This is a genomic window from Streptomyces sp. NPDC086989 (assembly GCF_044745505.1).
Taxonomy (GTDB): domain Bacteria; phylum Actinomycetota; class Actinomycetes; order Streptomycetales; family Streptomycetaceae; genus Streptomyces.
This window is the reverse complement of sequence record NZ_JBIVAL010000007.1, coordinates 238,424-262,581: the sequence shown is the minus strand read 5'-3', so window position 1 is coordinate 262,581 and position 24,158 is coordinate 238,424. Positions and strand designations below refer to the sequence as shown.

Sequence of the window (24,158 nt, the reverse complement as noted above, 5' to 3'; positions counted from 1 at the left end):
CCGGCGGGTCAGGACATCACGAACTCGCACCAGACGCATTTGCCGCTGCCCCGGGGTTCCACCCCCCAGACGTCGGCCAGCCGGTCCACCAGCATCAGGCCGCGGCCCGAGACGCCCGAGTCGCCCGCCTCGCGGCGGCGGGGCAGCGCGCTGGAGCGGTCCTCGACCTCGACGCGCAGCCGGCGGTCCGGGCCGGTCAGGACCCGGAGGGTGACGATCGCCGGGCCGTCCGTGTGCATCAGGGCGTTCACGATGAGTTCGTCCGCGACGAGTTCGATCTCGTCGGCCCGGTCCCGTGCGCCCCATGCGCGCACCGCCGCGCCGATCATGTGGCGGGCGGCGACCAGGGCTTCCGGGTCGCCCGGGGCGACGTGCTGCTGGAGGCGGCCGCCGCCCGGCTGGGCCTCCTCGGCCTGGCGGCGCAGCAGGAGGAGGGCCATGTCGTCGTCGCCGCCCCGCTCGTCGATCACCTCGCACAGCCGGTCCGCCAGCCGTGCGAGGTCCGCGGGTCCGCTGCGGACCAGGGAGGTGAGCAGCCGGATGCCGTCGTCGAGGTCCGCGCCGGGGTGTTCCACGAGACCGTCGGTGCACAGCAGGAGCGTTTCTCCCGGGTCCAGTTCCACGGTGGTGACCGGGTACGCCAGGCGGCCGAACTCCGCCGACAGGCTCAGCGGCATCCCGCCCTCCACCGGCAGCCGCCGGCAGTCCCCGTCGCGGGTGCGCAGCAGGGGGTCGATGTGGCCGGCGCGGACCACTTGCAGCACGCCGGTGGAGAGGTCGGCCTCCACGTACGTGCAGGTCGCGAAGCGGTCGGTGTCCAGCTCGTGCAGGAAGACGGAGGCCCGGGCCATGACGGTGCCCGGGGAGTGGCCCTCGGCCGCGTAGGCCCGCAGGACGATGCGCAGCTGGCCCATGACCGCCGCCGCGTGCGTGTCGTGGCCCTGGACGTCGCCGATGACCGCGCCGACCCGGCCGCCGGGCAGCGGGATGACGTCGTACCAGTCGCCGCCGATGTCCCGGCCCATCCGGGCGGAGCGGTACCGTACGGCGATCTCCGCCCCGGCCACCGACGGGATCCGGCGCGGCAGCATCGCCTGCTGGAGGCCTTCCGCCAGGTCGTGCTCCTGCTCCAGCAGCATCGCGCGCTGGAGGCTCTGCGCGATGCTGCTGCCGAGGGCGACCAGCAGGTTCCGCTCGTCCTGGGTGAAGCCGTCCTTGTCCTGGTAGAGGAGTCCGATCGCGCCGATCGGGCGGGCCTGGGCGATCAGCGGCAGGTAGGCGGCCGCCGAGATCCGCATGTACGAGATCTTCTCCCAGAGCTCGGGGTAGCCCTCGGCGAACTCCTCCGCGGAGTCGAGGAAGCGCGGTTGCAGCGAACGGACGACCTCGCTCATCGGGTACTGCTCGTCGATCCGGGTGTACCGGGTGCCGGGGACGAAACTGTCCTGGGGGCCTTCGGCCACCAGGTGGATGCGTCCGGCCTCGACCAGGCCCATCACCATGCCCATGGAGCCGAGCCGTTCCAGGCCGTGGGCGTCGCCGATGACGTCGATGACGTCCCGCACCGTCCGGGCGTGGGCGAGGGCGGCGGTGGTGCTCTCGACGACCGAGGTCTGGCGGCGCCGCTCCTCGTCGAGGCCGAGGCGCTCCGCGGAGTGGCTGAGCTCCTCGGTGGCGTCGCGGACGATGCCGATGATCCGGAACGGGCGGCCGTCGGGGCCCCGCATGACGCGGCCCTGGGTGTGGGTCCAGCGCAGCCGCCCGTCCCGGCAGCGGATCCGGAAGTAGGCGCCGTAGCTGTCCTCGCCGCTCTTGAGGGCGGCGGAGACGAGGGCGTCGAGCCGGGTCGCCTCGGCGGGCGGGACGCGCGGGGACAGGGACTCGGGCCGTCCGTCGTACGCGTCGGGCGTCGTGTCGAACACGTCGAGGGCGGCCGGGTCCATGTGCATGAGACCGGTCTCCAGGTCCCAGTCGAAACTGCCCATGCGGTTCAGCGAGAGCGACCGGTCCGGGTGTGCGGGCCAGTCGTCCGGCAGCGATACGGTGGTCGGCACCGATCCACCATGACACACGGGCCGGTCAGGCGCTCTCCAACGGGGAAACGGGATCCGGGGCGGACCCGCGCCGGTCCGCGGCGCCGAACGGGTCGTACGGGGAGCCCTGGTCGTTCGGGCCGAACGGGTCCGCCGCGTCGGGCGGCCGGTTCGCCGAGCCGTCCGGCTCCGGCCGGCGCCCCGGGTCGGTCTGGCCCTGCGGGGGCGAGTCCGGGGAGAGGCCGGCGAGCGGGTCGGTCAGGGGGTTGAGCGGGTCGAGCGGGTCGAGCCGGTCCGAGGGCGTACCCGGGGGGACGTCGCCCGGCTGGTTCCGGGGCGCGTCGGACCGCGGAGGCGCGGGCGGCTGCCCGGGCTGCCGCCGCTGCGGGGCGGACGGCCCGGACGGGGCGGGCTGGGCCGGCTGGGCGGGCTGCGCCTGTGGTCCGTCTGGCACCGGGACGCAGTCGGTGGCCTGCGGCGCCGGGACCCCGCCGGGTCCGCTCGGCGGCTTGGGCGGGGCCGGCGGCGCGGTGTGGGCCAGGCCGTTCGTCCCGGCGCCGGCCTGGTCGCCGGTCTCGGGCGGGGCGCACGGTTCGGCCGGGGCGACCCCGGGCGCGGTCAGGGGGCCGGCGGGGATGCCCTGGGCCGGGTCGTACGCGGGGACGGGCTGCGGAGTGCGGTCCTGGGCGCCGTCGTCGCCGGTCCTGCGCTCGAGCCAGGTGTTGTCGGCGATGTTGACGATGACCAGGCTCTTGATCACCTGCTGGGCCGGTTCGATGACGATGACCTGGTGGGGCTGGTAGCCGTTCCACTGGTCGCCCTTGAGCGCCGCCCCCTTGGGGGCGCGCGGTGCCTGGAGCGGGTTCCCGCAGGCGCACCGGACCCTGGGCATGCCGTGGTCGTCGACGAGGACGGCGGTGCCGGCCTGGAGGACGGACTGGAAGGGGTCCGCGCGGCCGTCGCGGAAGGCGTGGTTGGTGACGCGGGTGTCGGCGCGCAGGACGACCGGGGTGAGGCCGCGCAGGAACTCGGGGAGCTTCGCGGGCTCGACGGAGACGGCCTGGGCGAAGGCCTTGGCCTTGCCGTCGTCCTCCGTGAGGGCACGCAGCTGCTGTTCCACGTCGCAGCTGCCCAGCCGCTTGGTGCCGCCGTACAGGCCGGGGGTGGCCGCGTTGACGGTCCGGACGCCCTGACCGGTCGGGTTGGCCAGCGGGGGCTGTGCGGGGGCGGACTCCGCGGTGGCGGAGCTGGTGGTGAAGGGGTCGGGGCCGGCCGAGGCGACGGGCTGGAGCAGTACCTCCTGGCTCTCGGGGCCGGCGGTGCTCTTGGGCTCCTCGGGGCCGCCGCAGGCCGCGGCGAGCAGCCCGAGGACCGTGAAGAGGGCGGCGCGGACCGGTGTATGACGGCGCGGAGCCTGACGGTGTGTCGACACGTGCACGTGTATCTCCCTTTTCGCCCCGGTTGTTCCCTCCTGTCTGCCGCATCCGCGGAAGGCCCGCAACCGGAGCGCCCGGACGGGGCCGGGCCGCGTCTTGAACATGTTCAAAGAACCTCGTAAGGTCTCCATCGTGAGTTGAACGCGTTCAAAGCGTTTGGCCTCGTCCGGAGGGGGAGTCCGCGATGGCGGTACTGGTGCGTCTGATCGTCACGCTGGGCATGCTCTACGTCGTCCCCACCGGGCTGCGTCTGATCGACCCGGCCGGACTGCGGGCCACCGCCCGGATCTGGCCGCTGCTCGCGGCCCCCGGGGCCCTGTGCCTCTGGCTGCCGCGCGGCGACGCCGCCACCGCACTCGCGGCCGTCTACGCCGCGGCCACCCTGGCGCTCGCCGCCCGCGCCCCCGCCCGCCTGCTGCGGGCCCTGCGGACCCCGGCCGGCGCGATCCGCGCCCCCGCCCCGGCCGAGACGGCCGTGGCCACCGCGCTGATCGCACCGTCGGTCGCGGGCACGGCCCTGGTCGCCGAACGCGCCGGGTACCGGCTGTTCGGCTTCGACCTGGACATCCTGGCGCTGACCGTGCCGCACTTCCACTTCGCCGGATTCACCGCCGCACTGGTCGCAGGGCTGGTGTGCCGGGCCGCCGCACCCGCGCACGGCCCCCTCGCGCGCTGGGCCGCGTACAGCGTCCCCGGCGGGACCCTGCTCGTCCTCCTCGGCTACTTCGTGGACGACTGGGCGGAACTGGCCGGCGCGGTGGTGCTGACCGGCGGGATGTGGGCGGTCGCCCTGCTCACCTGGCGGGAGATCCGCCCCGCCGCACGGGACCGCGCCACCGGGGCGCTGCTGGCGACCTCGGCCGCGGTCCTGGTGGCCACCATGCTGCTCGCCCTGTGGTGGGCGCTCGGCGAGGCCACCGGCCTCGTACACCCCACCTTGACCTGGATGGCCGCGACCCACGGTCTCGGCAACGCGCTCGGCTTCGCCCTGTGCTCGCTGCTGGCCTGGCGCCGGCAGGCGCGGGACGCGGCCCGACAGGAGGAGACCACCCCATGACCCGACTCATCGGCACCGGCCGCGGCACCTTCAGCTACCCGGACCGGGGCGCGACGCGGCACCGCCCGCTGCCGGCCGGATACCACCACCTGCACCACCGCACCCGGGTCGGCCACGGACAGGCCGTGTTCGAGGCCGCCGGAACCGCCGTCACCACCTTCGGCGCCCACCGGGCCTCGGGCATGCTGGTCCGGGCCGGGCACGGCGCGGTCCGGCCCGGGAGCCGCGTGGTGGTCGGGATCGGCCTCGGGCCGGTGCGGATCAGCGCACCGTGCCAGGTGGTCTGGACGGCGTACGAACCCGCGGCCATCGGCTTCGCGTACGGGACCCTGGCCGGCCATCCGGAGTGCGGGGAGGAGTCCTTCATGGTGCTCCGGGACCCCGACGGCACGGTGTGGTTCGAGGTGACCGCCTTCAGCCGCCCGGCCGCCTGGTACACGCGGCTGGCGGGCCCGGTGGTCCCCTTCCTGCAGCTGCGCTACGCCCGCTGGCTGGGCCGCACCGTGCGCAAGCTGGCCGCCGGGGCCTGATCCGCCCGATACTGGAGGGGATGGACTGGTTCACGGCGCCCGGATACTGGTTGGGCCGGCTGGTCTTCCAGCGGGCCCTCGCCGGCGTCTACGTCTTCGCCTTCGTCGCGGCCGCCCTGCAGTTCCGGGCGCTGATCGGGGCGCACGGCATGCTGCCCGTGCCGCGCTACGTGCGGTACGTGCCGTTCCGTCGCGCCCCGAGCCTGTTCCAACTGCGCTACTCGGACCGCCTCTTCGCCTGCTGCGCGTGGGTGGGGGCGGCGGTCGCCGCGGCCCTGGCGGCGGGGGCGGGCGACCTCGTCCCGCTGGGCGCCGCCATGGGCATGTGGGCGCTGCTGTGGCTGCTGTACCTGTCGGTCGTGAACGTGGGCCAGACCTGGTACTCCTTCGGCTGGGAGTCGCTGCTGCTGGAGGTGGGCTTCCTCGCGGTCTTCCTCGGCAACGCGCGGGTCGGGCCACCGGTGCTGGTGCTGTGGCTGCTGCGCTGGGTCGTCTTCCGGGTGGAGTTCGGCGCCGGGCTGATCAAGATGCGCGGGGACTCCTGCTGGCGCAAGCTGACCTGCCTCTACTACCACCACGAGACACAGCCGATGCCGGGGCCGCTGAGCTGGTTCTTCCACCATCTGCCGAAACCGCTCCACCGGGTGGAGTGCGCGGCCAACCACGTGACGCAACTGGTGGTCCCCGTGCTGCTGTTCACTCCGCAGCCGGTGGCCTCGTACGCGGCCGGGATCATCGTGGCGACGCAGCTGTGGCTGGTGCTGTCGGGCAACTTCGCCTGGCTGAACTGGCTGACGATCACGCCCGCCCTGGCGGCGGTCGACTTCACGGGGATCGCGGGACCGCCGCCGGCGGCCGCGTCGAACCCCGCGCCCCTCTGGTTCGTGGTCCTCGTGTGCGCGGTGACCGTGCTGGTGCTGGTGCTGAGCCGGCATCCGGTGATCAACATGGTCTCGCGGCGCCAGGTGATGAACCGGTCCTTCGACCCCCTCCACCTGGTCAACACGTACGGGGCCTTCGGCAGCGTGGGCCGGATCCGCGACGAGGTGGTGGTCGAGGGGACCGCGGACCGGCTGCCGCGGGAGGACGGGATGTGGCTGGAGTACAGGTTCAAGGGCAAACCGGGCGATCTGCGCAGGATTCCGCGCCAGTTCGCCCCGTACCACCTGCGCCTCGACTGGCTGATGTGGTTCGCGGCGCTCTCACCCGGCTATGCGCGGGACTGGTTCGGGCCGTTCGTGGAGCGGCTGCTGGCGGGCGACCGGGACACGCTGCGGCTGCTCCGCCACAACCCCTTCCCGGACGCCCCGCCGGCGTACGTGCGGGCCAGGCTGTACCGCTACCGGTTCACCACCTGGCGGGAGCTGCGCGAGACGGGCGCGTGGTGGCACCGGACGCTGCTGCGCGAGTACCTGCCGCCCACCCGGCTCTCCGAGGCCGCCTGGTCAGAGCCCGAGTAGCGCCGCCTCGCGCTCAGCGGACAGGCCCGGGGCCGGCCGGTCGGAGCGCTGCGGGGCGACGAAGCCGAGGGACCGGAGCCAGGTCCAGGTGTCGGCCACCGTGTCCCCGACGGGGCGGCACTTCAGGCCCGTCGCCTGCGCCCTGGAGACGTCGCCGCCGTACATGTGGTCCTGCAGCTCGCCCTGCGGGAGCCAGATCGGCAGTTCGGTCCAGGGCTGTACGCCGGCTTCCGCGATCCGGGCCGCGTCGGTCCAGCGGAGCTCGGCGCCGCCGCCGGTGACGGCCGCGCAGGCTTCGAGGAGGCTGCCCATGGTGGCGTGCCCGGGCGGGGAGACCACGTTGTACGGGCCGCCGAGCCCGGCCCCGGCCGCGTCGAGGGTCCACTGCGCGAGGTCGCGGACGTCGATGTACTGGAGCTGGTCCTCCGGCCGGCCGGGGGCCAGGGTGGGGCCTCCGCGGGCGGTCCGGTTCAGCCACCAGGGAAGCCGGCCGACGTTCTCGTACGGGCCGAGGATCAGGCCGGCGCGCACCAGGAGGGCCCGGTCGCCGAAGGCGTCGAGGGCGGCGATCTCACCGCCGCGCTTGTCCTCGGCGTAGGCCGTGGCGTCGGCGTCGGGCGAGCCGTCGACCAGCGGACCGTCCTCGTCCGCGCCGGCGGGGACCGGGTAGCGGTGCACGGAGCGACTGGAGACGTACGCGTACCGGCCGGTGCGGCCGGAGAGCAGCCGGGCGCTGTCGCGCACGGCGGTCGGGGCGCCGCCCCAGGTGTCGACGACGAGGTCCCACTCCCCCGCGCTGAGGGCGTCCAGGCCGTCGGGTGCGGTGCGGTCGCCGTGCACGGCGGAGGTTCCCGGCGGCGGTGCGTGGTGCCCGCGGTGGAAGACGGTGACGTCCCAGCCCCGGGCCAGGGCGTCCTCGGTGATCGCGCGTCCGACGAACTCGGTACCGCCCAGCATCAGTAGCTTCATGCGGACCAGCGTGCCGGGGGGCCGAGGCGGTCGGAAGGCTTGATCGCCCTCAGCGATGACGCTCACGGCGTACCGCGGACGGGAACCTCCCGCGCGTCCCGAACGGTCGGGCGCGGGCGCGGGGCCGCCGGGACCGGCCGCGCAGCACCGCGCCCCCGTCGCCGGTGGGCTCGGGGGCGCTGCTTGGGGTCGTGGTCAGTCGATGCCGGGAAGGATGTGGGACTCCGCCAGGTCGTCCTCGTAGCCCGCGAGCCGGATCGGGGCGGACCGGGCCCAGACCTCGAGACTGCCGAGCTCGTCGGCATGGGGGCGGTTCCGCCGTGCCGGGTACTCCGCCAGCGTCTCGTCGGACTTCGTCGTCGTGTCTGTCACCGCGCACTCCTTTGTGTCGCGTAACCCGGAGGGCGAGCCGCGCGCCGGGCACAAGGGGTAAAGGTTTTCCGGACGCGGTGGCGCCATGGTGGAGCGGGGCCTGGATACGGCCGTCTTGTGCCACTCAGAGTACACATATGAGCGCGCCCCCGCTCGATGGGTTGGCAAAATCCACTCGACGGTTTGATTTCTCCGCGAGTTCAGGAAGTCGTACGCCGGTGTACCCGTGTCGGGTGGTCTGCTCTTCGGCGGCAGCACGACGGGAGTACGGGCGGCGGAGGGAGCGGCGGTGGCGAAGTCCGGTGTGCCGGGGGTACCGAGGGTCGACGGCGTCGAGGAGCTGATGGAGCTGCTGCTCGCGTGCCGCGGGGCGTGGGACACGCCCGACCGCAGCGGAGACCCGGTCGATCTGCACGATCATGGGCTCCAGACTGCTGCACTCCTGCGCCGCTCGCATCCGTTCGACAAGGAGCTCCAAGTCGCCGGCCTGGTGCACGACCTGGGCCACCTGCTGTTCCCGGGCGACGACGCCGGGCACGCCGACCACGCCGCGCAGGCGGTCCGTCCGCTGCTCGGCGAGCGGGTGGCCCGGCTGGTACGGCTGCACGTGCCGGCCAAGCGCTATCTGGCGGCGGTGGAGCCCGGCCGGGCGCTGTCCCCGCAGAGCGCGCTGACCCTGCACGCCCAGGGCGGGCCGATGGACGGGGCGGAGATCCGGGCCTTCGCGGCCGGCCCCGACGCGGAAGCGGCCGTGACGTTGCGCCAAGCGGATGACGCGGGCAAGGTCGTCGGCCTCGACGCCGGCGTGATGGAGGACTGGCGTCCGGTCCTGGAGCTGGTCGCGGCGGGGGCGTACGAGCGCACCCCGTGAAACGGCCGTGCCCCGGCCCCTTCGCGAGGGCCCGGGGCACGGGGTTGCGGCGCGCGGACCGGGCCGTGGGCCCGGGCCGGCGGCCTACCAGTTGGCGGGCGCGTAGTCCTTGAGGAAGACGCCGTAGAGGTCCTCGCCGGCCTCGCCGCGGACGATCGGGTCGTAGACCCGGGCCGCGCCGTCGACCAGGTCGAGCGGGGCGTGGAAGCCCTCCTCGGCCAGGCGCAGCTTGTCGAAGTGCGGGCGCTCGTCGGTGATCCAGCCGGTGTCGACCGAGGTCATGAGGATCCGGTCGGTCTGGAACATCTCCTGGCCGCTGGTCCGGGTCACCATGTTCATGGCGGCCTTGGCGGCATTGGTGTTGGGGTGCCCCGCGCCCTTGTAGCCGCGGCTGAACACGCCCTCCATCGCCGAGACGTTGACGATGTGGGCGCGCCCGCTGCCCGCCCGCCGGGCGGCCTCGGCCATGGCCGGCCGCAGCGCGCTGATCAGGATGAACGGCGACGTGTAGTTGCACAGCTGGGTTTCGAGCAGCTCGACCGGGGAGATCTGGTCGATGGTCTGCACCCAGGTGTTGGTGTCGACGACGTCCGGCAGCAGACCGCCGGCGTCGATGGCGGTGCCGTCGAGGTGCCGGGCGATGCTGGCGTTGCCCGCGACCAGCGCGAGGTCGGCGACCTTCTGCGCTTCGAGGCCGCTCACGCCGACGGGCAGCGCCGCCAGGCCGTCGACCGCGCCGGAGTTGAAGGCGCCGATGACGTGGTGGGCGGGGAGCTCACCGGCGGGCAGCGGGGCGCTCTCCCCCTCGACCAGCGCCGCGTAGGCGGAGGGCAGGCGGCGCACGGTCTGCGTCGCGTTGTTGATCAAGATGTCCAGCGGCCCCGCGGCGGCCACCTGGTCGGCGAGCGCGACGGCCTGGGCCGGGTCGCGCAGGTCGATGCCGACGACTTCCAGGCGGTGCATCCAGTCCGCGGAGTCGTCCATCGCCTTGAAGCGGCGGATGGCGTCCTTGGGGAAGCGGGTGGTGATCGTGGTGTGGGCTCCGTCGCGCAGCAGCCGCAGCGCGATGTACATGCCGATCTTGGCCCGGCCGCCGGTGAGCAGCGCACGCTTGCCGGAGAGGTCGGCGCGCGCCTCGCGCTTGGAGCGGTTCTCGGTGGCGCAGTCCGGGCAGAGCTGGTGGTAGAAGTAGTCCACCTCGACGTACCGCGTCTTGCAGACGTAGCAGGAGCGCGGGCGCTGGAGTATCCCGGCGATGCGGCCGGCCTCCGTGACCGAGGTGGGCAGGATGCCCTCGGTCTCGTCGTCGATGCGCTCGGCCGAACCGGTCGCGGTCGCCTCGGTGACGGCCTTGTCGTTGGCGGTCTTGGCGGCGCGGCGCTCCTGACGGCGGCGCTGCTTGACCGTGCGGTAGAGACCTGCGGTGGCGCGGCGTACGGTGATGGCGTCGGGGTGGTCGACGTCGATCTTGTCCAACTCGTCGAGCACGCTGAGGCAGAGCGCCAGCCGCTCGGGGTCGATGCCCGGCCCGTAGGCGTGGTCGTCCCCGCTCACGTGGTTGTCTTCGGTCACCGTCATGGCCGCTGCCGTTCCTTGCTCACTCGTCCGCGTCCGCCTGCTGCGGAAGTCCTCAAAACCGCCACTGTACGGATCCGACGCGCCCGGGGCCAAACCCGTCCCGGGCATCTCACGCACCGCGACGGCCCGGTCACCGTGGGCGGCATCGAGTGGGCCTGTACTCCCCGCGGAGTATGCCTGGAGTACCGCCGATGACCACCTCCAGGGGGAGGAATCGGGAGCTCGGGTCGGGCATTGTGGAATTCATGAGTGCCCTGGCGTTGTCGGTCCTGCTCTGCCTGGTGTCCGCCCTCGCGTACGCGGGTGGCGCGATCGTCCAGGAGCAGGTCGCGGCGAGTACCCCCGACCGCCCGTACGCGCCGCTGCGCCGGGCCGGCTGGTGGTGCGCGGTCGGGCTGAACGGCCTGGGCGCGCTGCTGCACGTGGTGGCCCTCGCGTACGGGCCGCTGAGCCTGGTGCAGCCGCTGGGTGCGCTGACCATCGTCTTCGCGCTGCCGATGGCGGCCGTCTTCGTGCACCGCCGCGCGGGTGCGGCGGCCTGGCGCGGCGCGGTGCCGGCCACCGTGGGGCTGGCCGGGCTGCTGGCCCTGACGGGCGGGGCCGGGGACGCGGACCAGCCGCTGGCCGGCGGGGAGCGGAGCCTGCTGCTGATCGTCACCGCGGCCGGGGTGGCCGGGCTGTTCGTGGCGGCGCACCGGATACGCCGGCCGGTGCTGCGCAGCGTGCTGCTGGCGGCCGCGGCCGGGACCGCCTTCGGCATGGCCTCCGTGTTCACCAAATCGGTGGCCGAGGAGGTCTCTCCGGGCGCGCTCGGGGCGCTGTGGCCCGATCTGGCGGGGATCGCCGTCCTGGCGTCCGTCGGACTGCTGCTCTCGCAGGCGGCCTACCGGGGCGCGGGGCTGACCGCGCCGCTCGCCACGGTGACCGTGGTCAACCCGGTGGTCGCGGCGGCCGTCGGCATCTCGCTGTTCGACGAGGGCTTCCGGTACGGGGCGGCGGGCACGGCGGCGGCGCTGGCCAGCGCCGTGGTGGCGGCGGCCGGTCTGGTCCTGCTCGCGGTCGTGCCGCCGCACGTAGCCGGGTCAGATGCCGACGCCCCGGCCGCGGAGGTACTTCAGCGGGTCGATGTCGGAGCCGTAGCCGGGGGACGTGCGGATCTCGAAGTGGAGGTGCGGTCCGCTGGTGTTGCCGGTGGAACCGGAACGTCCGATGCGCTGGCCTCCCGAGACCTGCTGCCCGGCGTTGACCCCGAGCGCCGACAGGTGCGCGTACTGGGAGTACCGGCCGTCGGCGTGCCGGATGACGACCTGGTAGCCGTATGCCCCCGCCCAGCCGGCGGAGACGACCTGGCCGGGGCCGACGGCCTTGACCGAGGTCCCGGTGGCCACGGGGAAGTCGACGCCCGTGTGGTAGCCACTGGACCAGGAGGCGCCCGCGACGTGGTAGGCGGTGCCGATGGCGGCGTCCACGGGGGCGACGAAGCCACCCGAAGCCGGCTTCTGCTGCGCTGACGCGGCCAGGGGGGCGGCCTTGTCGGCGGCCTTCTCCACCGGCTTCGCCGCAGCCTTCTCGGCGGGCTTCTCGGCGGGCTTCTGCGCGTTCGGCTCCACCGGCTTGACGGGCTCGGCGGTCCGCGGCGGCTTCTCGGGGTTCTGCGCGGGCGGTGCGGCGGTGATGCGCAGGGTGAGCCGCTGACCGGGGAAGATCAGGTTGGGGTTCTCGCCGACGGTGGCCCGGTTGGTCTCGTACAGCGCCTGCCAGCCGCCTTCGACGTGCTGGGTGGTGGCGATCGCCGAGAGGGAGTCGCCGGGCGCGACGACGTACGGGTTCGGCAGGACCGAGGTGCCGGTCGGGCGCGGCGTGGTGGTCTGAGGGGCGGCCGGCTCGGCCTCCTGGACCCGGACCTTCACTCCTTGGCCCTGTCCCTGGCCCTGACCCTGGCCCTGGCCCTTTCCCTGGGGGGAGACGGCGGGCGCCGGGCCGCTGCGGGAGAGCCCGGCCTGCTTCCCGCACGCCGGCCAGGCCTGCGGGCCCTGCCCCTTGAGGACCTTCTCTGCGACCGCGATCTGCTGGTCCTTGGTGGCCAGGTCGGCGCGGGCGGCGTACGCGGTGCCGCCGAAGGCTCGCCACGTGCTCTGGCTGAACTGGAGCCCGCCGTAGTAGCCGTTCCCGGTGTTGATGTGCCAGTTGTTGGTGGACTCGCAGTCGGCGACCTTGCTCCAGGTGTCCACCGAGGCGGCCTGCGCGGTTCCGGCACCGATCAGAGGGAGTGCGAGCCCGGCGCCACCGGCGGTGACGGCGAGCGAGGCGCGGTTGATGCTGCTCGGCTGGTACCGGCGATGCCGACCCCGTACACCCATGGGAGCCCCCATTGAAGACATCAGGAACCGCACAACCTAACGGTGCGATCAGAGCATGACAAGGGGCGCAACAGGGCGCACCTTCGCGGAAGTTGACAAGCTTTCGCATGGCGTGGGAACGGCAGGTATATCTGCCCGTGTAGCGTCGCTTTGACCCGCACATCGAAGCACTCAGGAGCGCATGCATGAGCAGCACGGCCCAGATCGGTGTCACCGGGCTCGCGGTGATGGGGAGCAACCTCGCCCGGAACTTCGCCCGCAACGGGTTCGCCGTCGCCGTCCACAACCGGACGGCCGCGAAGACCACCGCGCTGGTGGAGGAGTTCGGGCACGAGGGGACCTTCGTCGCCGCCGAGTCCGCGAAGGAGTTCGTCGACGCGTTGGAGCGGCCGCGCCGCCTGATCGTCATGGTGAAGGCCGGGGAGCCGACCGACGCGGTGATCCGCGAGTTCGCCCCGCTGCTGGAGCCGGGGGACGTCATCATCGACGGCGGCAACGCCCACTTCGAGGACACCCGGCGGCGGGAGAGGGAGCTGCGCGAGCAGGGCATCCACTTCGTGGGCGCCGGCATCTCGGGCGGCGAGGAGGGTGCGCTGCTCGGCCCGAGCATCATGCCGGGCGGCTCCGCCGAGTCGTACGCCTCCCTGGGCCCGATGCTGGAGAAGATCGCGGCGAAGGCGAAGGACGGTACGCCGTGCGTCTCGCACGTGGGCCCCGACGGCGCCGGGCACTTCGTCAAGATGGTGCACAACGGCATCGAGTACGCCGACATGCAGCTCATCGCCGAGGCCTACCACCTGCTGCGCGAGGTCGCCGGCTACTCCCCCGCGAAGATCGCGGACACCTTCAGGGAGTGGAACCGGGGCCGGCTGGACTCGTACCTGATCGAGATCACGGCGGAGGTGCTGGCCCACACGGACGCCGACACCGGCCGGCCGTTCGTCGACGTGGTGGCGGACGCGGCCGAGCAGAAGGGCACCGGCCGCTGGACCGTGCAGATCGCACTGGACCTCGGCGTGCCGGTGTCGGGGATCGCCGAGGCGGTCTTCGCCCGTTCGGTTTCGGGCCACGCGGAGCTGCGCAAGGCCGCCCGGGGGCTCGCGGGCCCGGCTGCCGAACCCCTGGCGGCGGAGGCGGCGGACGCCTTCGCGGCCCAGGTGGAACAGGCGCTGTACGCCTCGAAGATCGTCTCGTACACCCAGGGCTTCCACCAGATCCAGGCCGGCAGCAAGGAGTACGACTGGGGCGTGGACCCGGGCGCGGTGGCCTCGCTGTGGCGCGGCGGCTGCATCATCCGGGCCGCGTTCCTGGACCGGATCCGCGCGGCGTACGACGCGCGGCCGGACCTGCCGAGCCTGCTGGCGGACGAGGGCTTCGCGCAGGAGATCGGGGCGGCGCAGGAGGACTGGCGGGCCGCCCTGGTGGCGGCGGTGTCACACGGAATCCCGGTGCCCGCGTTCTCCGCCTCCCTCGCGTACTACGACGCGCTGCGCGCCGAGCGGCTGCCGGCGGCCCTCACCCAGGGGCAGCGTGACTTCTTCGGGGCGCACACCTACCGGCGCACCGACCGCGAGGGCACGTTCCACACCCTCTGGAGCGGTGACCGCTCCGAGGTCCGCACGGACTAGTTCCCGCCCTTCCCGCCCCGGACTAGTTCCCGCCGCGGCTGAGCGGTCCGGGCTGCGGGATCGGCGCGGGGCCGGGCGGCGGCGGCACCGGGTCGGGCTCGGGCACCGGCGCGGGCACGGGCGGCACCGGCCGCGGAATCGGCTCGGGGTCCGGGAACGGACCCGGTCCGGGCGTGGGCGGCACGGGATCCGGCTCGGGGGCGGGCGGCTGTGTCTGCTCTGCGTTTCGCACCATATGACCCACCTTCCCCGGTTCCGGATCCGTACGCCCACCGAAAACGACGCCCCCGGCGGCCCCAAGTGCCGCCGGGGGCGCCTTCGTGTTGCGGGGGCTCAGCCGCCGGAGACGGGGGTGCCCCCTCCACGACGGGGGCACCACCGCGGAAGGGCCACGGCCGCCCGTCGGCGGTGACGGCCCACAGGTCCGTCCAGGCCGTCGCCGGTGAGGTCACCGCCCGGCCAGGGGACCGGGTAGGCCGCACGGGCGATGCCCGAGCCGATCTGGACCGGGTTCGCCGTGGACGCCGGTCAGTGCGAGCGTGCGGCGCATCGCGTGATCGACACCGGGGTACGGATCACACGACGGCGCGGAGGGCCGCCCTCAGGCCGGGGGCCGGGCTGGAGAGGACCGGGGTCGCGGTCGTGGTCAGCAGGGTCGCGTCCGCCATCGAGGCCTGGGCCAGGACGATGGCGTCCGCGTCCGTGACGGCGTCGGCCGCCTCGGCCACCAGGCGCAGGTAGCCGGCGGTGTCCCCGGCCTCGAAGCGGGACCAGGCGTCCGGGACCACGTCGGCGGAGACCGACACGGGGCGGCCGGCCCGCCCGGCCTCCTCCGCCAGCAGGGCGAGCGTCGGGTGCAGCGTCGACTCCACGGTGGCCAGGACCGCGATGCGGGGGCCCGTACGGACCGCCTCGGCGGCCATCGGGCGGTCCACGCGCAGGACCGGGACACCGAGCCCGGGTGCCAGTGACTCGGCGACGGCGCCGATGGTCGAGCAGGTGACCAGGACCGGGGCGCCGGAGCCGTCCAGCAGGGCCCGGACGGCCGGAGCCGCCGAGGCCGGACCCTGCGTACGGGCCCGGTCCAGCAGCTCCGGCGCCACGAGGTGGCGCAGGACGGCACCGGGGTGTTCCCGGTCCCGCAGGGCGTCGAAGACCGGCACGTGGACCGGCGACGTGTGCAGCAGGGTCAGGCCCGTCACCACAGGTCGGGGCTTGCGTCGAGCTGTGCCTTCGCCGCGGCGACGACCTCGGCCGGCGCCGCGGGCGCGTGCTCGGGGTGGCGGGCGGCCCAGCTCGCGGCGTAGGGGCACAGCGGGACCACGGGCACGCCTGCGCCGGCGGCGATCCCGTAGAACGTCTTGACGAGGTCCCCGGCGATCCCGCGGCCCTCGTGCCCCGGCTCGACGACGGTGTGCACAGCCACCAGGGCGTGCGGCGCCGCCTCGGTCACGAAGTACGCGATGAGCCCGACCGCTTCCCCGTCCTCGACGGCGAGCAGCCGTCCGGCCTTGCGGTCGTCCTTGAACTCGATGGCACCGCTGTGCGACATGGTCCCGACTCCCCTCAGCCGGCCACCGCGTGGGGGCTGCGCTCCTGGTCCGTTCCCGGCACCGGGGCGGACGGGTCCGCGCCCAGTTCGACGATGCGGTTGTCCGCGTCGACGTGCACGACGCGGGGCTTGAGCGCCCGCGCCTCGGCGTCCTCGACCTGTGCGTAGCTGATGAGGATGACGAGGTCCCCGGGGTGCACGAGGTGTGCGGCGGCGCCGTTGATCCCGATGACCCCGGAACCCCGCTCGCCCTCGATGACGTAGGTCTCCAGCCTCGCCCCGTTGGTGATGTCCACGATGTGAACGAGCTCCCCGGGCAGCAGGTCCGCCGCGTCGAGCAGATCGGCGTCGATGGTCACGGAGCCGACGTAGTGCAGATCGGCCTGGGTCACCGTGGCCCGGTGGATCTTGGACTTGAACATGGTACGAAGCATGAAGAAACTCCCGGAATGTCTGCTCCCTGCCTGCTCCACGCAGGTCAAGGGCGGTCCCGGCAGCCTACAACCGTTCGCAAGTCCGGTCAGCTGTCCCTGCCTCAGGAGCGCCGGGAGGCGCAGACTCCGGTGAACCCGGCACCGCGGCGGTGCCCTTCCGGTTCAATCAACCCTGTGGCACGAGCACTGGGTTTCACCGACGAAGACCTCCGCAGGCTGGCCGGGTCCCGGTCTTATGACCGCGGCCTCGGCTATCTCTCGGCCGTGTCCCGGCTGGAGATCGAGGAGACGGCGATCACCGCGACCGTGGACGGCACCGACGCCTACGAGGTCGAGCTGACCGACGGCGCCGACGAGGGGCTCACCGGATGGTGCGACTGCCCGTACGGGCAGGAGGGCAACTTCTGCAAGCACTGCGTGGCAGTCGGCCTGGTGGTCCTCGGGCAAGCGGCGTCGGTGCCAGGGCAGCGGGCCTCCGCCGCGGGCCGCACCAAGGTGCTGACCGCTTGGCTGGACGGCCGTACCCGCGAGGAGCTCCTCACCCTCCTGCGGGAACATCTGGCCGACGACCGTGACTGGCGCCGCCGCCTGGAGCTGCGTGCGGCCACCGCCGGGGAGGACACCGGTATCGTCCGCGAACGGATCCTGAGCCTGCTCGACACCCGCCCCTTCGCCCGGTACGGCTACGTCGAGTACGCCGACGCCCACGCCTACGCGCAGCAGGCAGCCGAGGCGGTGACCGCGTTGCGTGCGCTGACGGCGAGCGGCCGGGCGTCGGACGCGGTGGAGGTGTCCCGGGAGGCCCTCTCAGCCCTGGGCCGAACGTACGGCGAGATCGACGACTCGGACGGCGTGATCGGCGACGTGGCGGCCGGGCTGGCCGAAGCCCATCTGGCGGCCTGCCTCGCCGCCCGTCCGGACCCGGTCCAGACGGCCGAGTGGCTGGTGACGCACCTCCTCGACGACCTGAACGACGCTACCGACATCGATCTCTTCACCTACCACGAGGTACTGGGGGAGCCGGGCCTTGCCCGCACCCGGGAACTGGTGGTCGCCGCCTGGCAGGCCAACCCGAAAGGGTGGGCGGAGAAGTACCTGATGGAACGCCTCCTCAAGGCCGACGGAGGCAGCACAGACGCGCTGATCGCCGTCCACGCGGCGGACCTCGCCCCGAACGGCCACACCCATCTGGTGATCGCGAAGGAGCTGGAGAGGGCGGGCCGCCCGCCCGAGGCACTGGAATGGGCCGAACGCGGCCTGCGGGAGGCCGAGCCGGAGTGGGGCCCGGACGGCGAGCTGGTCGCCTTCGTCTGCGAACGTTACGCGCGGACCGGCCGCCTCGCGGACGTGGTCACGCTCCGCCGGGACCTGCTGCGGGCCCGCCCCACGCTGGCCGCGTACCGGGACCTGCGTACGGCGGCCCGCGCGGCCGGAACCTGGCGGGCATCCGAGCGCAAGAGGGCACGGGAGGTGCTGCGGGCTGCCGATGCACCCACGTCCGGCCTCCGGTACGGCGGTTCGGTGCTGATCGATGCACTCATGGACGACGGCGACCTCGACACCGCCTGGCAGGCCGCCGCCGACGGGTACGCCGACCAGCGGCAGTGGCTGGCCCTTGCCGACCGGATCTGCGGCCAGCGGCCGGCCGACGCGCTGACCGTTTACCTGCGCGGGATCGAGCCATTGCGCAAGCAGACGGGAGACAGCACGTACGAGCGCATGACCGAGCTGCTGCTCAGCGCCCGCGACTGCCACCGCGCGCTGGGCACGCAAGCGGAGTTCGCCACCTACCTGGCCGCGCTGCGCGCCGACCAGAAGCGCAAGCGAAAGCTCATGGCGAGGCTCGACCGGCACGGGCTCTAGCCACGGCGCGGTGCGGGCGGGCGTCAGTGCCCGAGGGCCGCCTTCGCCACGGCGACCGCCGTCCCGATCGCCGCACCGACCGCGCGCATTTCGCGTTCCCCTGCGAGAGCCGCATGCACCACGCGAGGGGCCTGCTGATCGGCGACCAGTGCGGCCAGCCGCGGACCCACCCAGGCGTTCATGGCCGTCGCCGCCGCACCGAGGACGCCACACGGCGGCTGCCGCGAGCCCGATGACTACAACACCGCACACCTCTGCGGCCGCACCCTCGGTCGTGCGTCCGCCGCACCCTTCTCCGGGCTAAGCCCCCTCCCCACCCTCAAGAGGGGCGCACCGCACGCACCACTAACACTGATCTATAAATACCGCAAGGCACTTCATTGGTTTGAGTGAAAATACTTTGGCGGCGTGTGGATTGGTTTTCCCAACTCCTTTCACGCAATCACAAGTTCGACCGTGACTCCGCGAGAGTGAACGCCCCAAGTCGCGGCTCGCGATGGCGATGGAGAGTGTCAAGCTTCCGCTCGTCTGTTTAACAAGCCAAGGCGACGCAGGAGTTGACCGGCTGGTCGGTGCTGCCACGTCTGTCCCGAAGGGCATCGATCATGGATTCTCCTACAGAACCACCCCGTTCGAGTGAAGATCGGATGAAGTGCCGCCCTCATCGCCGGATCGGCATTTGGATCAGTGTGGCCAGGCTCGTTCTCATGGGCCTCGGACTGTTCACCGATAGTCCTGCCCTGCGCGCGGCACACAAGATCGCCGATTGGGTGGCGGGCCACGCCCGAGACTCCGAGTGATGTGAGGATGCACATGCCTGAAGCCGTCATCGAAGGCCCCTTCCCCTTGCCTGCTTCCAAGGAGTGCCAAGAGGAGTGGATCGAGGCAGTGCTGGCCACGGACGGGGTCAACCTTCCCCGCGGCGCACTGGAGAACGCAGCCCCCTTCATCGCCGACCCTCGTGAATCGCTCGGAGAGCCGGACTCCGATGGTGTACGCAGACTCAAGGGCGGAGCGGTGCGCCGTATCCGCACGGATGCCGGTGAGATGCTGGTGGCGGTCGTCCGCATGCACGGTGTCGGGGGCGTGCTGTGGAGCCACAACGAGCGCATCAGCTCGATCTGGCGTTCCGTGGCAGACCCGACGGTGGCACAGGGAACCGAGAAGACGCTGGCTTCGGTTCGCCCCTGGAGTCATGTCGACGATGAAGGACGCGAATGCTTCCTCGCGGCCCTGGAGAGTTCTGTACCGAACCGGCAAGCGTTGATCATGGATGCCGAGGACGCTGCGGATGCGTTGTTGAAGTACGACCGGCAGCGAAAGTACGACCTCGGCGAGGATCTGGTCCTCAACGGGCAGCAGGAGCCCGGAATGTACGTTCCGCAGCACATCCGGTTGCAGGAAAACCCGGAAGTGGACATGGAGGGAAACCCTATCCATCCGGACGCGTACTGGGGATGGATGGCAGTCCGCGGAAATAATCGAACACAGAAGCGCCAATCGATCTTCCGTCTGAGTTCCGGGGAGGTGCTCGCGGGTGTCCCGGCCGAGAAGCTGGGACGGAGCCAGGGCGGCGTCGTCTGCGACCCGCAGGTGTGGCTGGCCGAATTCTCTACTCTCCTCAACCGGGAATTCGCCGAATCGGAAGAAGACTTGGACCCGAAAACCGGCGCGCGGGCACACCGCGCCGCGGCCATCGCCGTAGTGGAAGCGCATCTCGTCATCGGCACCCCGACCCCACAGCGCCTCTACCGAATCGTCCAGATGAGCAACCGTCGCGACCATGTGAACCCGCCACTGGAGTTCGATGCCGTCGGCCGTTCCCGCGCCCTGGGGCGTGGCGTACTGGGCATGTACGTCGCACGGCAGCTCATGGACGAGAAGACCGCAGAGGTACTCTCCGGCCTAGCGCCCATCCGTGAACTCCCCGATGCCTCCTCGGACATGTCCGTCTCGGAGTTGCGTGATCGGCGTTCCATGGCACTGCTGCAGGCGCTGTTCCCCACCGAGCCGCTCAAGCGTCACCTTCTCCAGCGGGCACTCAGCGAGAATCCGCCGTCCCAACTGAAGGCGACCGAGATCCACCAGCGCGCCCGGGCCTGGTCGGCCCTCACTTCCGAGAGCTACCCGAAGCCGTGGAATCCGAGGATCGGCGAAATCTTCACCACCAAGATCAGGGACGGCGTGGTCCTCTCAGGACGCCCGCTGCCTGATCTGCTCGCGAGCGCGCACACCGACAACGACGCGTTCGAGGAGTTGGTCTCGTACCGTGCTGTGCACTGGCTGGCCTCCTTCGGCCTGGTGGAACCCGACCGTGGTTCGCTGGACGGCCAGGAGGCGATCGACGACACGGGCGGGCGCGTGGCCAGGGGGCGGCGGACGGTGACGAACGTCCTGCAAGCGCTGCGCCACGAGAAGAAGCGGATGATGGCGGTGGGCGTCCTCAGGGCGCTGGTCGCAGCGATGGACGAGGGGGACCGCAGACCATGGCGGGTCAGCAGCAACGGGTTGCAGCTGCCGGGCCGTGAGATGACGCCCCTCTGGTTCGACATGGAGTTCCCCAAAGAGATGGGCACGCGGCCTCGCAAGGCGCCCGTGCCCGCGCCTTCCGTGCAGGCCACCGCCCCTGCTCCACGGGCCACGGCCCCAGCGCGGGAGCAGGTCCGGGCCCAGGCGGAGACCGATCCCCCTCCACCTACCGCCCCTGCCGCCGTCCTCCCCGCCCAGGGAACGCAGGCTGCACACCCGGCACAGTTGGCGATCCCGGCGAGCCCTCCCCCGAGTCCGCCCGTGGCGGACACCCTGATGGTGAGGATCGAGGAACTGATCCACGGTGTCAGTGACGGATCAACCGAGATCCGCCGGCTACTCCAGGTTCTGAAGAGCCGGGCGGAGGATTCCTCAGCGTCTCCGCCCATCACCCGTGGCCGGGCCGACGCGGCTGTACGCCGCCTCAACCAGACAGTGGCCCGCCTCCGTGAACTGCCTGAACTCCTGGAGACGATGGCGGAATCGGAGTGAAGGGACGCGACAGGGCCGGCTCTCCTGATTAAGCACCAGCCCTGCACTTACGCCCCCACGCTCTGCCCAAGGTCGACGACGATCGCGGCGAACCGCTTGCGAGGTCGGGCGGTCACGGCCCAGCTCTGCTCACGAGAGACTGCACCGACGCACAACCTTGGGTAGGAGAAGCTGCTCAGTGCATCGCGGCCGATGGGCTCCCTCCGCACCGGTGGTGGCGCCACCGATCTGTTCATCGCCCACCCGATCTGGCTCGACGGCAGCAGGGCTCGGCGGCTGCGCCAACTCGCGGAGACCGCTGCCCTGCACGTGGGGGCCGATCCCGTCGAAAGTGTTCAGCGTCTCGGGCATGCCGTTCGGGAGACCGCGCGCCCGGTCGAGGTGGTGCATCGAAGTCAACAGTGGTTACCACCGCACCGGGGTCCTCCCGGCCGGCGCCGTCGTCGTGGGCAAGACGGCAGCCGAGGCCGGGCTGGACGTTGCCGGAGTGTTCCCCTTCCCCGGGCACGCGACCGGCGCGAAACCCGCCCCATGAGCAGGAGGTCCGCAAACGTGGGACATCCTGCCTGACCCGCACATAAGCTCAGGACGGCCAGCTTGGCAGCGCCCGGCTGGCGAACCGGGGCAGGGGGGGCAGCGTGGAACATCTCTTCACCGTCGACGGTGACACGGCCACGCCCGTCCCAGCGACTGCGCTCGCGGCGGAAGGCCTCCTCGAGCGACAGCACCTCCAGGAGTGGGTGATCGCCAATCCGCAGGTCCTCGGGGAGTCGGTGCTCGTGATCACCTCTGAGTTCGACCGGTGGGCCGACACGGACGGGGTACCGGCGCGAGATCGCCTGGACGTCCTGGGGCTGGATGCCACTGGGCGGCTCGTGGTCGCCGAGCTCAAGCGTGGGACGGCCGACCGGGACGTCCACCTCCAGGCGATCACCTACGCCGCCCTGGTGTCCCGGTTCGACCTGGACACGCTGGCACAAGCTCACCGCGACTTCCGGAAGGGCAGGGGGGAAATCCTCGAACTAGACGCGAGTCGCCAGCGCCTGCTGGACCACGTGGACGGCGAATGGAGCCCTGATCTCCTCCAGCGCCCCCGGCAGGTGATCATCGCCGCCGACTTCCCCAAGCAGGTCACCCACACCGTGGTGTGGCTGTCGGAGATGAACCTCGACATCGACCTCATCCAGGTGGGACTGTGGAAGGTGAGGGAGCAGCTCGTCGCCGGTTTCACCAAGGTGTACCCCACGCCGGAGGTCGAGGAGTTCACTCTTGCCCCGGCCCGGATCGAGGCCAAGGCCGCGGCGCAGAAGCTGGAAGAACGCTCGCGGGCCCGGAACGCCGTGCATGTCGTCGTCGGCGCCGGAGTGCTCCCGGACGGCACCCTGCTCACGCTCACGCCGAGGCACGGCGTGACCGAAGGCATCCGCGAGGACATCCTCGCCTGGGTTCGTGAAGAAGGCAGCCGCGCACGCGTCACGTGGAACAACAACACCGCCAAGCCGCTGACATGGCAGGCGGATGGCAAGCCGTACACCCCGACCGGACTGGCCAACCACATCTTCACCAGCGTGACCGGCCGCAAGGCCGACGGTATACAGGGCACCACCTGGTGGGACGTCGACACCGTCCACATCCCGTACGCCGTCGACCCCGACGAGTGGGGAACCCTGGCCGGCACCAGCCTCGCCGGCCTGGCCAAGCAGCTCGGCGGCACCGGCAAGGACTGGACGAGCCTGCACGCAGTCCTGGCGGCCGTTCCCGCGGGCCGGTGGGCGACATACGGGGACGTGGCCACCGTGATCGGCAGCCATGCCGTCCCGGTCGGCACCCATCTGGCCACGTGCGGCCAGTGCCCCAACGCCTGGCGGGTCCTGAACGCGGCGGGCCGCATCAGCCCGGGCTTCCGCTGGACCGACCGCACACGCACAGACTCTCCCGCCGACGTCCTGTCGGCCGAGGGCATCCGCTTCGATGCCGGGGCAGCGGATCCGGCCGCGCGCCTGTCCGTGGATGCCATGCAGAGCCTCGTCGGCAACTGAACCCGAGCTGCGGGGAGACAGGCCGGGAACCAGCCTGGCAGCCCGGCGAGCCGTCGCTGGCCACGCTGATCGCCGGCGAGGGCGACCCCGCCACGTTGCTCAGCCAGTCGGCGCCCCCGTCCGCCAGTGACGAGGCGGTCCACATCGGTGCGTGGTACGAGATGCCGGTTCTGGTGCTCCGTACTCGCGGTGCGCGTGCCGACCCGGCGTTGACCGGGCGGGGGTGATGGTGTCGCGCACGGGTGGGTGGGAATATCTGTGTTCACGGGATGAGAATTTGGCGGACCGCGCGCTGAGGGTTTTTCACGGCTTAGAAGAGCTTAGGAGAGGGCGCGCACATTTACGGCGCGGGCCACCGTGCCGTGCTACTGTCGATCTCAGTTGCAGTTGTGGTTCCCAAAATTGCAAGCGCCCAGCAGGACTCCGCGTCCACTGTCAGCGCTTGTGCATTCCGGCCTTATCGTCCGGCGGGGCAATCATCGCGGCGACACGAGATCCGCACGGTGCGGATCCCGTTGTACTGCCCCAAAGGAGATTAGACATGGCCAGTGGCACCGTGAAGTGGTTCAACGCCGAAAAGGGTTTCGGCTTCATCGAGCAGGACGGTGGCGGCGCTGACGTGTTCGCCCACTACTCGAACATCGCCGCGCAGGGCTTCCGCGAGCTGCAGGAAGGCCAGAAGGTCTCCTTCGACATCGCGCAGGGTCAGAAGGGCCCCACGGCCGAGAACATCGTCGTCGCCTGACGCTGACGCGTACTGTGCAGCTGGGGCCCGCATCCCTCGGGGTGCGGGCCCCAGCTGCATGTCTTCCCCGCAGTGAGTTCACCTGCGGGACGATCCGGGGGGATTAGCGGCCCTCCGCACGAGGATCCTCGCCCAGGGACACCGGCACCGCCTTCGCGCCGCGTCCCCGTTTCCAGCACCTGAGTCCGCACTGATTTTCGTCTTTGGCGG

The 24,158-nt window shown here is 72.0% G+C and carries 21 protein-coding genes and 1 pseudogene; 11 read left to right on the top strand and 11 right to left on the bottom strand.

Features of this window, described 5'->3' with window-relative positions; translation table 11 throughout:
* Window positions 1-8 precede the first annotated feature (8 nt).
* Both ACIPK4_RS19200 and ACIPK4_RS19195 read right to left on the bottom strand, forming a co-directional pair.
* Window positions 9-2,072 carry a SpoIIE family protein phosphatase gene (locus ACIPK4_RS19200; RefSeq protein WP_402314040.1) on the bottom strand — a complete coding sequence of 688 codons (2,064 nt, stop codon included), beginning with the start codon at window positions 2,070-2,072 and terminating at the stop codon, window positions 9-11.
* A 7-nt stretch (window positions 2,073-2,079) separates the two neighbouring features.
* The gene (locus ACIPK4_RS19195) at window positions 2,080-3,465 is read right to left on the bottom strand and encodes a DUF6777 domain-containing protein (protein ID WP_402314039.1); all 1,386 of its coding nucleotides are present in this window, start codon (window positions 3,463-3,465) and stop codon (window positions 2,080-2,082) included.
* 188 nt (window positions 3,466-3,653) lie between these two features.
* Between ACIPK4_RS19195 and ACIPK4_RS19190 the strand changes: the two genes are divergently transcribed.
* From ACIPK4_RS19190 to ACIPK4_RS19180, 3 genes are read left to right on the top strand one after another with little or no spacing between them, the layout of a single operon-like run.
* A complete protein-coding gene (locus ACIPK4_RS19190; protein ID WP_402314037.1) occupies window positions 3,654-4,526 on the top strand; it encodes a YndJ family protein in 873 nt (290 codons plus the stop codon).
* Window positions 4,523-5,056 (top strand): DUF1990 family protein, encoded by a 534-nt coding sequence (locus ACIPK4_RS19185; RefSeq protein ID WP_402314035.1) that lies wholly within the window; start codon window positions 4,523-4,525, stop codon window positions 5,054-5,056. The genes ACIPK4_RS19190 and ACIPK4_RS19185 overlap by 4 nt, the downstream gene beginning before the upstream one ends.
* Window positions 5,057-5,076: 20 nt before the next feature.
* Complete coding sequence (locus ACIPK4_RS19180) at window positions 5,077-6,516, top strand: lipase maturation factor family protein (RefSeq protein ID WP_402314033.1); 1,440 nt, start codon at window positions 5,077-5,079, stop codon at window positions 6,514-6,516.
* On the opposite strand, the gene ACIPK4_RS19175 is transcribed toward ACIPK4_RS19180, so the two are convergent.
* Both ACIPK4_RS19175 and ACIPK4_RS19170 read right to left on the bottom strand, forming a co-directional pair.
* Window positions 6,502-7,485, bottom strand: a complete 984-nt coding sequence (locus ACIPK4_RS19175; protein ID WP_402314031.1) for an NAD-dependent epimerase/dehydratase family protein — start codon at window positions 7,483-7,485, stop codon at window positions 6,502-6,504. The genes ACIPK4_RS19180 and ACIPK4_RS19175 overlap by 15 nt on opposite strands.
* Window positions 7,486-7,680: 195 nt before the next feature.
* Window positions 7,681-7,857 (bottom strand): hypothetical protein, encoded by a 177-nt coding sequence (locus ACIPK4_RS19170; protein WP_327286035.1) that lies wholly within the window; start codon window positions 7,855-7,857, stop codon window positions 7,681-7,683.
* A gap of 343 nt (window positions 7,858-8,200) precedes the next feature.
* Between ACIPK4_RS19170 and ACIPK4_RS19165 the strand changes: the two genes are divergently transcribed.
* Window positions 8,201-8,728: an HD domain-containing protein gene (locus tag ACIPK4_RS19165; RefSeq protein ID WP_402314396.1), complete on the top strand. Its 528-nt coding sequence runs from the start codon at window positions 8,201-8,203 to the stop codon at window positions 8,726-8,728.
* A gap of 84 nt (window positions 8,729-8,812) precedes the next feature.
* Here the strand turns inward: ACIPK4_RS19165 and ACIPK4_RS19160 are convergent, their stop codons facing one another.
* Window positions 8,813-10,306, bottom strand: a complete 1,494-nt coding sequence (locus tag ACIPK4_RS19160) for an SDR family NAD(P)-dependent oxidoreductase (protein WP_376195422.1) — start codon at window positions 10,304-10,306, stop codon at window positions 8,813-8,815.
* A gap of 245 nt (window positions 10,307-10,551) precedes the next feature.
* Here ACIPK4_RS19160 and ACIPK4_RS19155 point away from each other — a divergent pair.
* Window positions 10,552-11,361 (top strand): annotated as a pseudogene (locus ACIPK4_RS19155) (DMT family transporter); the annotation flags it as partial.
* Window positions 11,362-11,388: 27 nt separating this feature from the next.
* Here ACIPK4_RS19155 and ACIPK4_RS19150 read toward each other — a convergent pair.
* Complete coding sequence (locus ACIPK4_RS19150) at window positions 11,389-12,666, bottom strand: transglycosylase family protein (protein WP_402314029.1); 1,278 nt, start codon at window positions 12,664-12,666, stop codon at window positions 11,389-11,391.
* Between the two features lie 185 nt (window positions 12,667-12,851).
* Between ACIPK4_RS19150 and gndA the strand changes: the two genes are divergently transcribed.
* Window positions 12,852-14,294 carry an NADP-dependent phosphogluconate dehydrogenase gene (gene gndA / locus ACIPK4_RS19145; protein WP_402314027.1) on the top strand — a complete coding sequence of 481 codons (1,443 nt, stop codon included), beginning with the start codon at window positions 12,852-12,854 and terminating at the stop codon, window positions 14,292-14,294.
* Between the two features lie 22 nt (window positions 14,295-14,316).
* On the opposite strand, the gene ACIPK4_RS19140 is transcribed toward gndA, so the two are convergent.
* The 4 genes from ACIPK4_RS19140 to panD form a co-directional block, all read right to left on the bottom strand.
* Window positions 14,317-14,529 (bottom strand): hypothetical protein, encoded by a 213-nt coding sequence (locus ACIPK4_RS19140; RefSeq protein WP_082410368.1) that lies wholly within the window; start codon window positions 14,527-14,529, stop codon window positions 14,317-14,319.
* A 340-nt stretch (window positions 14,530-14,869) separates the two neighbouring features.
* The gene (locus tag ACIPK4_RS19135; RefSeq protein ID WP_402314025.1) at window positions 14,870-15,499 is read right to left on the bottom strand and encodes an aspartate/glutamate racemase family protein; all 630 of its coding nucleotides are present in this window, start codon (window positions 15,497-15,499) and stop codon (window positions 14,870-14,872) included.
* Window positions 15,493-15,846 carry a GNAT family N-acetyltransferase gene (locus ACIPK4_RS19130; RefSeq protein ID WP_402314023.1) on the bottom strand — a complete coding sequence of 118 codons (354 nt, stop codon included), beginning with the start codon at window positions 15,844-15,846 and terminating at the stop codon, window positions 15,493-15,495. Before ACIPK4_RS19130 ends, ACIPK4_RS19135 begins: the two co-directional genes overlap by 7 nt.
* A gap of 14 nt (window positions 15,847-15,860) precedes the next feature.
* A complete protein-coding gene (gene panD, locus ACIPK4_RS19125; RefSeq protein ID WP_402314021.1) occupies window positions 15,861-16,280 on the bottom strand; it encodes an aspartate 1-decarboxylase in 420 nt (139 codons plus the stop codon).
* Between the two features lie 174 nt (window positions 16,281-16,454).
* On the opposite strand from panD, the gene ACIPK4_RS19120 reads away from it, so the two are divergent.
* Complete coding sequence (locus tag ACIPK4_RS19120) at window positions 16,455-18,143, top strand: SWIM zinc finger domain-containing protein (RefSeq protein ID WP_402314019.1); 1,689 nt, start codon at window positions 16,455-16,457, stop codon at window positions 18,141-18,143.
* Window positions 18,144-18,166: 23 nt separating this feature from the next.
* Here ACIPK4_RS19120 and ACIPK4_RS19115 read toward each other — a convergent pair whose 3' ends face one another.
* Window positions 18,167-18,325: a hypothetical protein gene (locus tag ACIPK4_RS19115; RefSeq protein WP_402314017.1), complete on the bottom strand. Its 159-nt coding sequence runs from the start codon at window positions 18,323-18,325 to the stop codon at window positions 18,167-18,169.
* A 631-nt stretch (window positions 18,326-18,956) separates the two neighbouring features.
* On the opposite strand from ACIPK4_RS19115, the gene ACIPK4_RS19110 reads away from it, so the two are divergent.
* From ACIPK4_RS19110 to ACIPK4_RS19095, 4 genes are all read left to right on the top strand, one after another.
* Window positions 18,957-21,164: a hypothetical protein gene (locus ACIPK4_RS19110; RefSeq protein WP_402314015.1), complete on the top strand. Its 2,208-nt coding sequence runs from the start codon at window positions 18,957-18,959 to the stop codon at window positions 21,162-21,164.
* A 349-nt stretch (window positions 21,165-21,513) separates the two neighbouring features.
* Window positions 21,514-21,699, top strand: a complete 186-nt coding sequence (locus tag ACIPK4_RS19105) for a hypothetical protein (protein WP_402314013.1) — start codon at window positions 21,514-21,516, stop codon at window positions 21,697-21,699.
* 103 nt (window positions 21,700-21,802) lie between these two features.
* Entirely contained in the window at window positions 21,803-23,203 is a 1,401-nt protein-coding gene (locus tag ACIPK4_RS19100) for a DNA-binding protein (RefSeq protein WP_402314011.1), read from the top strand.
* A 541-nt stretch (window positions 23,204-23,744) separates the two neighbouring features.
* The gene (locus ACIPK4_RS19095; RefSeq protein ID WP_376195395.1) at window positions 23,745-23,948 is read left to right on the top strand and encodes a cold-shock protein; all 204 of its coding nucleotides are present in this window, start codon (window positions 23,745-23,747) and stop codon (window positions 23,946-23,948) included.
* The last annotated feature ends 210 nt before the right edge of the window (window positions 23,949-24,158 follow it).

Coding starts and splice junctions, on each gene's coding strand:
- ACIPK4_RS19180 (WP_402314033.1), top strand. CDS start 5,077: ATGGACTGGTTCACGGCGCCCGGATACTGGTTGGGCCGGCTGGTCTTC.
- gndA (WP_402314027.1), top strand. CDS start 12,852: ATGAGCAGCACGGCCCAGATCGGTGTCACCGGGCTCGCGGTGATGGGG.
- ACIPK4_RS19110 (WP_402314015.1), top strand. CDS start 18,957: ATGCCTGAAGCCGTCATCGAAGGCCCCTTCCCCTTGCCTGCTTCCAAG.
- ACIPK4_RS19185 (WP_402314035.1), top strand. CDS start 4,523: ATGACCCGACTCATCGGCACCGGCCGCGGCACCTTCAGCTACCCGGAC.
- ACIPK4_RS19115 (WP_402314017.1), bottom strand. CDS start 18,325: ATGAACGCCTGGGTGGGTCCGCGGCTGGCCGCACTGGTCGCCGATCAG.
- ACIPK4_RS19140 (WP_082410368.1), bottom strand. CDS start 14,529: ATGGTGCGAAACGCAGAGCAGACACAGCCGCCCGCCCCCGAGCCGGAT.
- ACIPK4_RS19160 (WP_376195422.1), bottom strand. CDS start 10,306: ATGACGGTGACCGAAGACAACCACGTGAGCGGGGACGACCACGCCTAC.
- ACIPK4_RS19095 (WP_376195395.1), top strand. CDS start 23,745: ATGGCCAGTGGCACCGTGAAGTGGTTCAACGCCGAAAAGGGTTTCGGC.
- panD (WP_402314021.1), bottom strand. CDS start 16,280: ATGCTTCGTACCATGTTCAAGTCCAAGATCCACCGGGCCACGGTGACC.
- ACIPK4_RS19175 (WP_402314031.1), bottom strand. CDS start 7,485: ATGAAGCTACTGATGCTGGGCGGTACCGAGTTCGTCGGACGCGCGATC.
- ACIPK4_RS19165 (WP_402314396.1), top strand. CDS start 8,201: ATGGAGCTGCTGCTCGCGTGCCGCGGGGCGTGGGACACGCCCGACCGC.
- ACIPK4_RS19190 (WP_402314037.1), top strand. CDS start 3,654: ATGGCGGTACTGGTGCGTCTGATCGTCACGCTGGGCATGCTCTACGTC.
- ACIPK4_RS19105 (WP_402314013.1), top strand. CDS start 21,514: ATGCCGTTCGGGAGACCGCGCGCCCGGTCGAGGTGGTGCATCGAAGTC.
- ACIPK4_RS19150 (WP_402314029.1), bottom strand. CDS start 12,666: ATGGGTGTACGGGGTCGGCATCGCCGGTACCAGCCGAGCAGCATCAAC.
- ACIPK4_RS19130 (WP_402314023.1), bottom strand. CDS start 15,846: ATGTCGCACAGCGGTGCCATCGAGTTCAAGGACGACCGCAAGGCCGGA.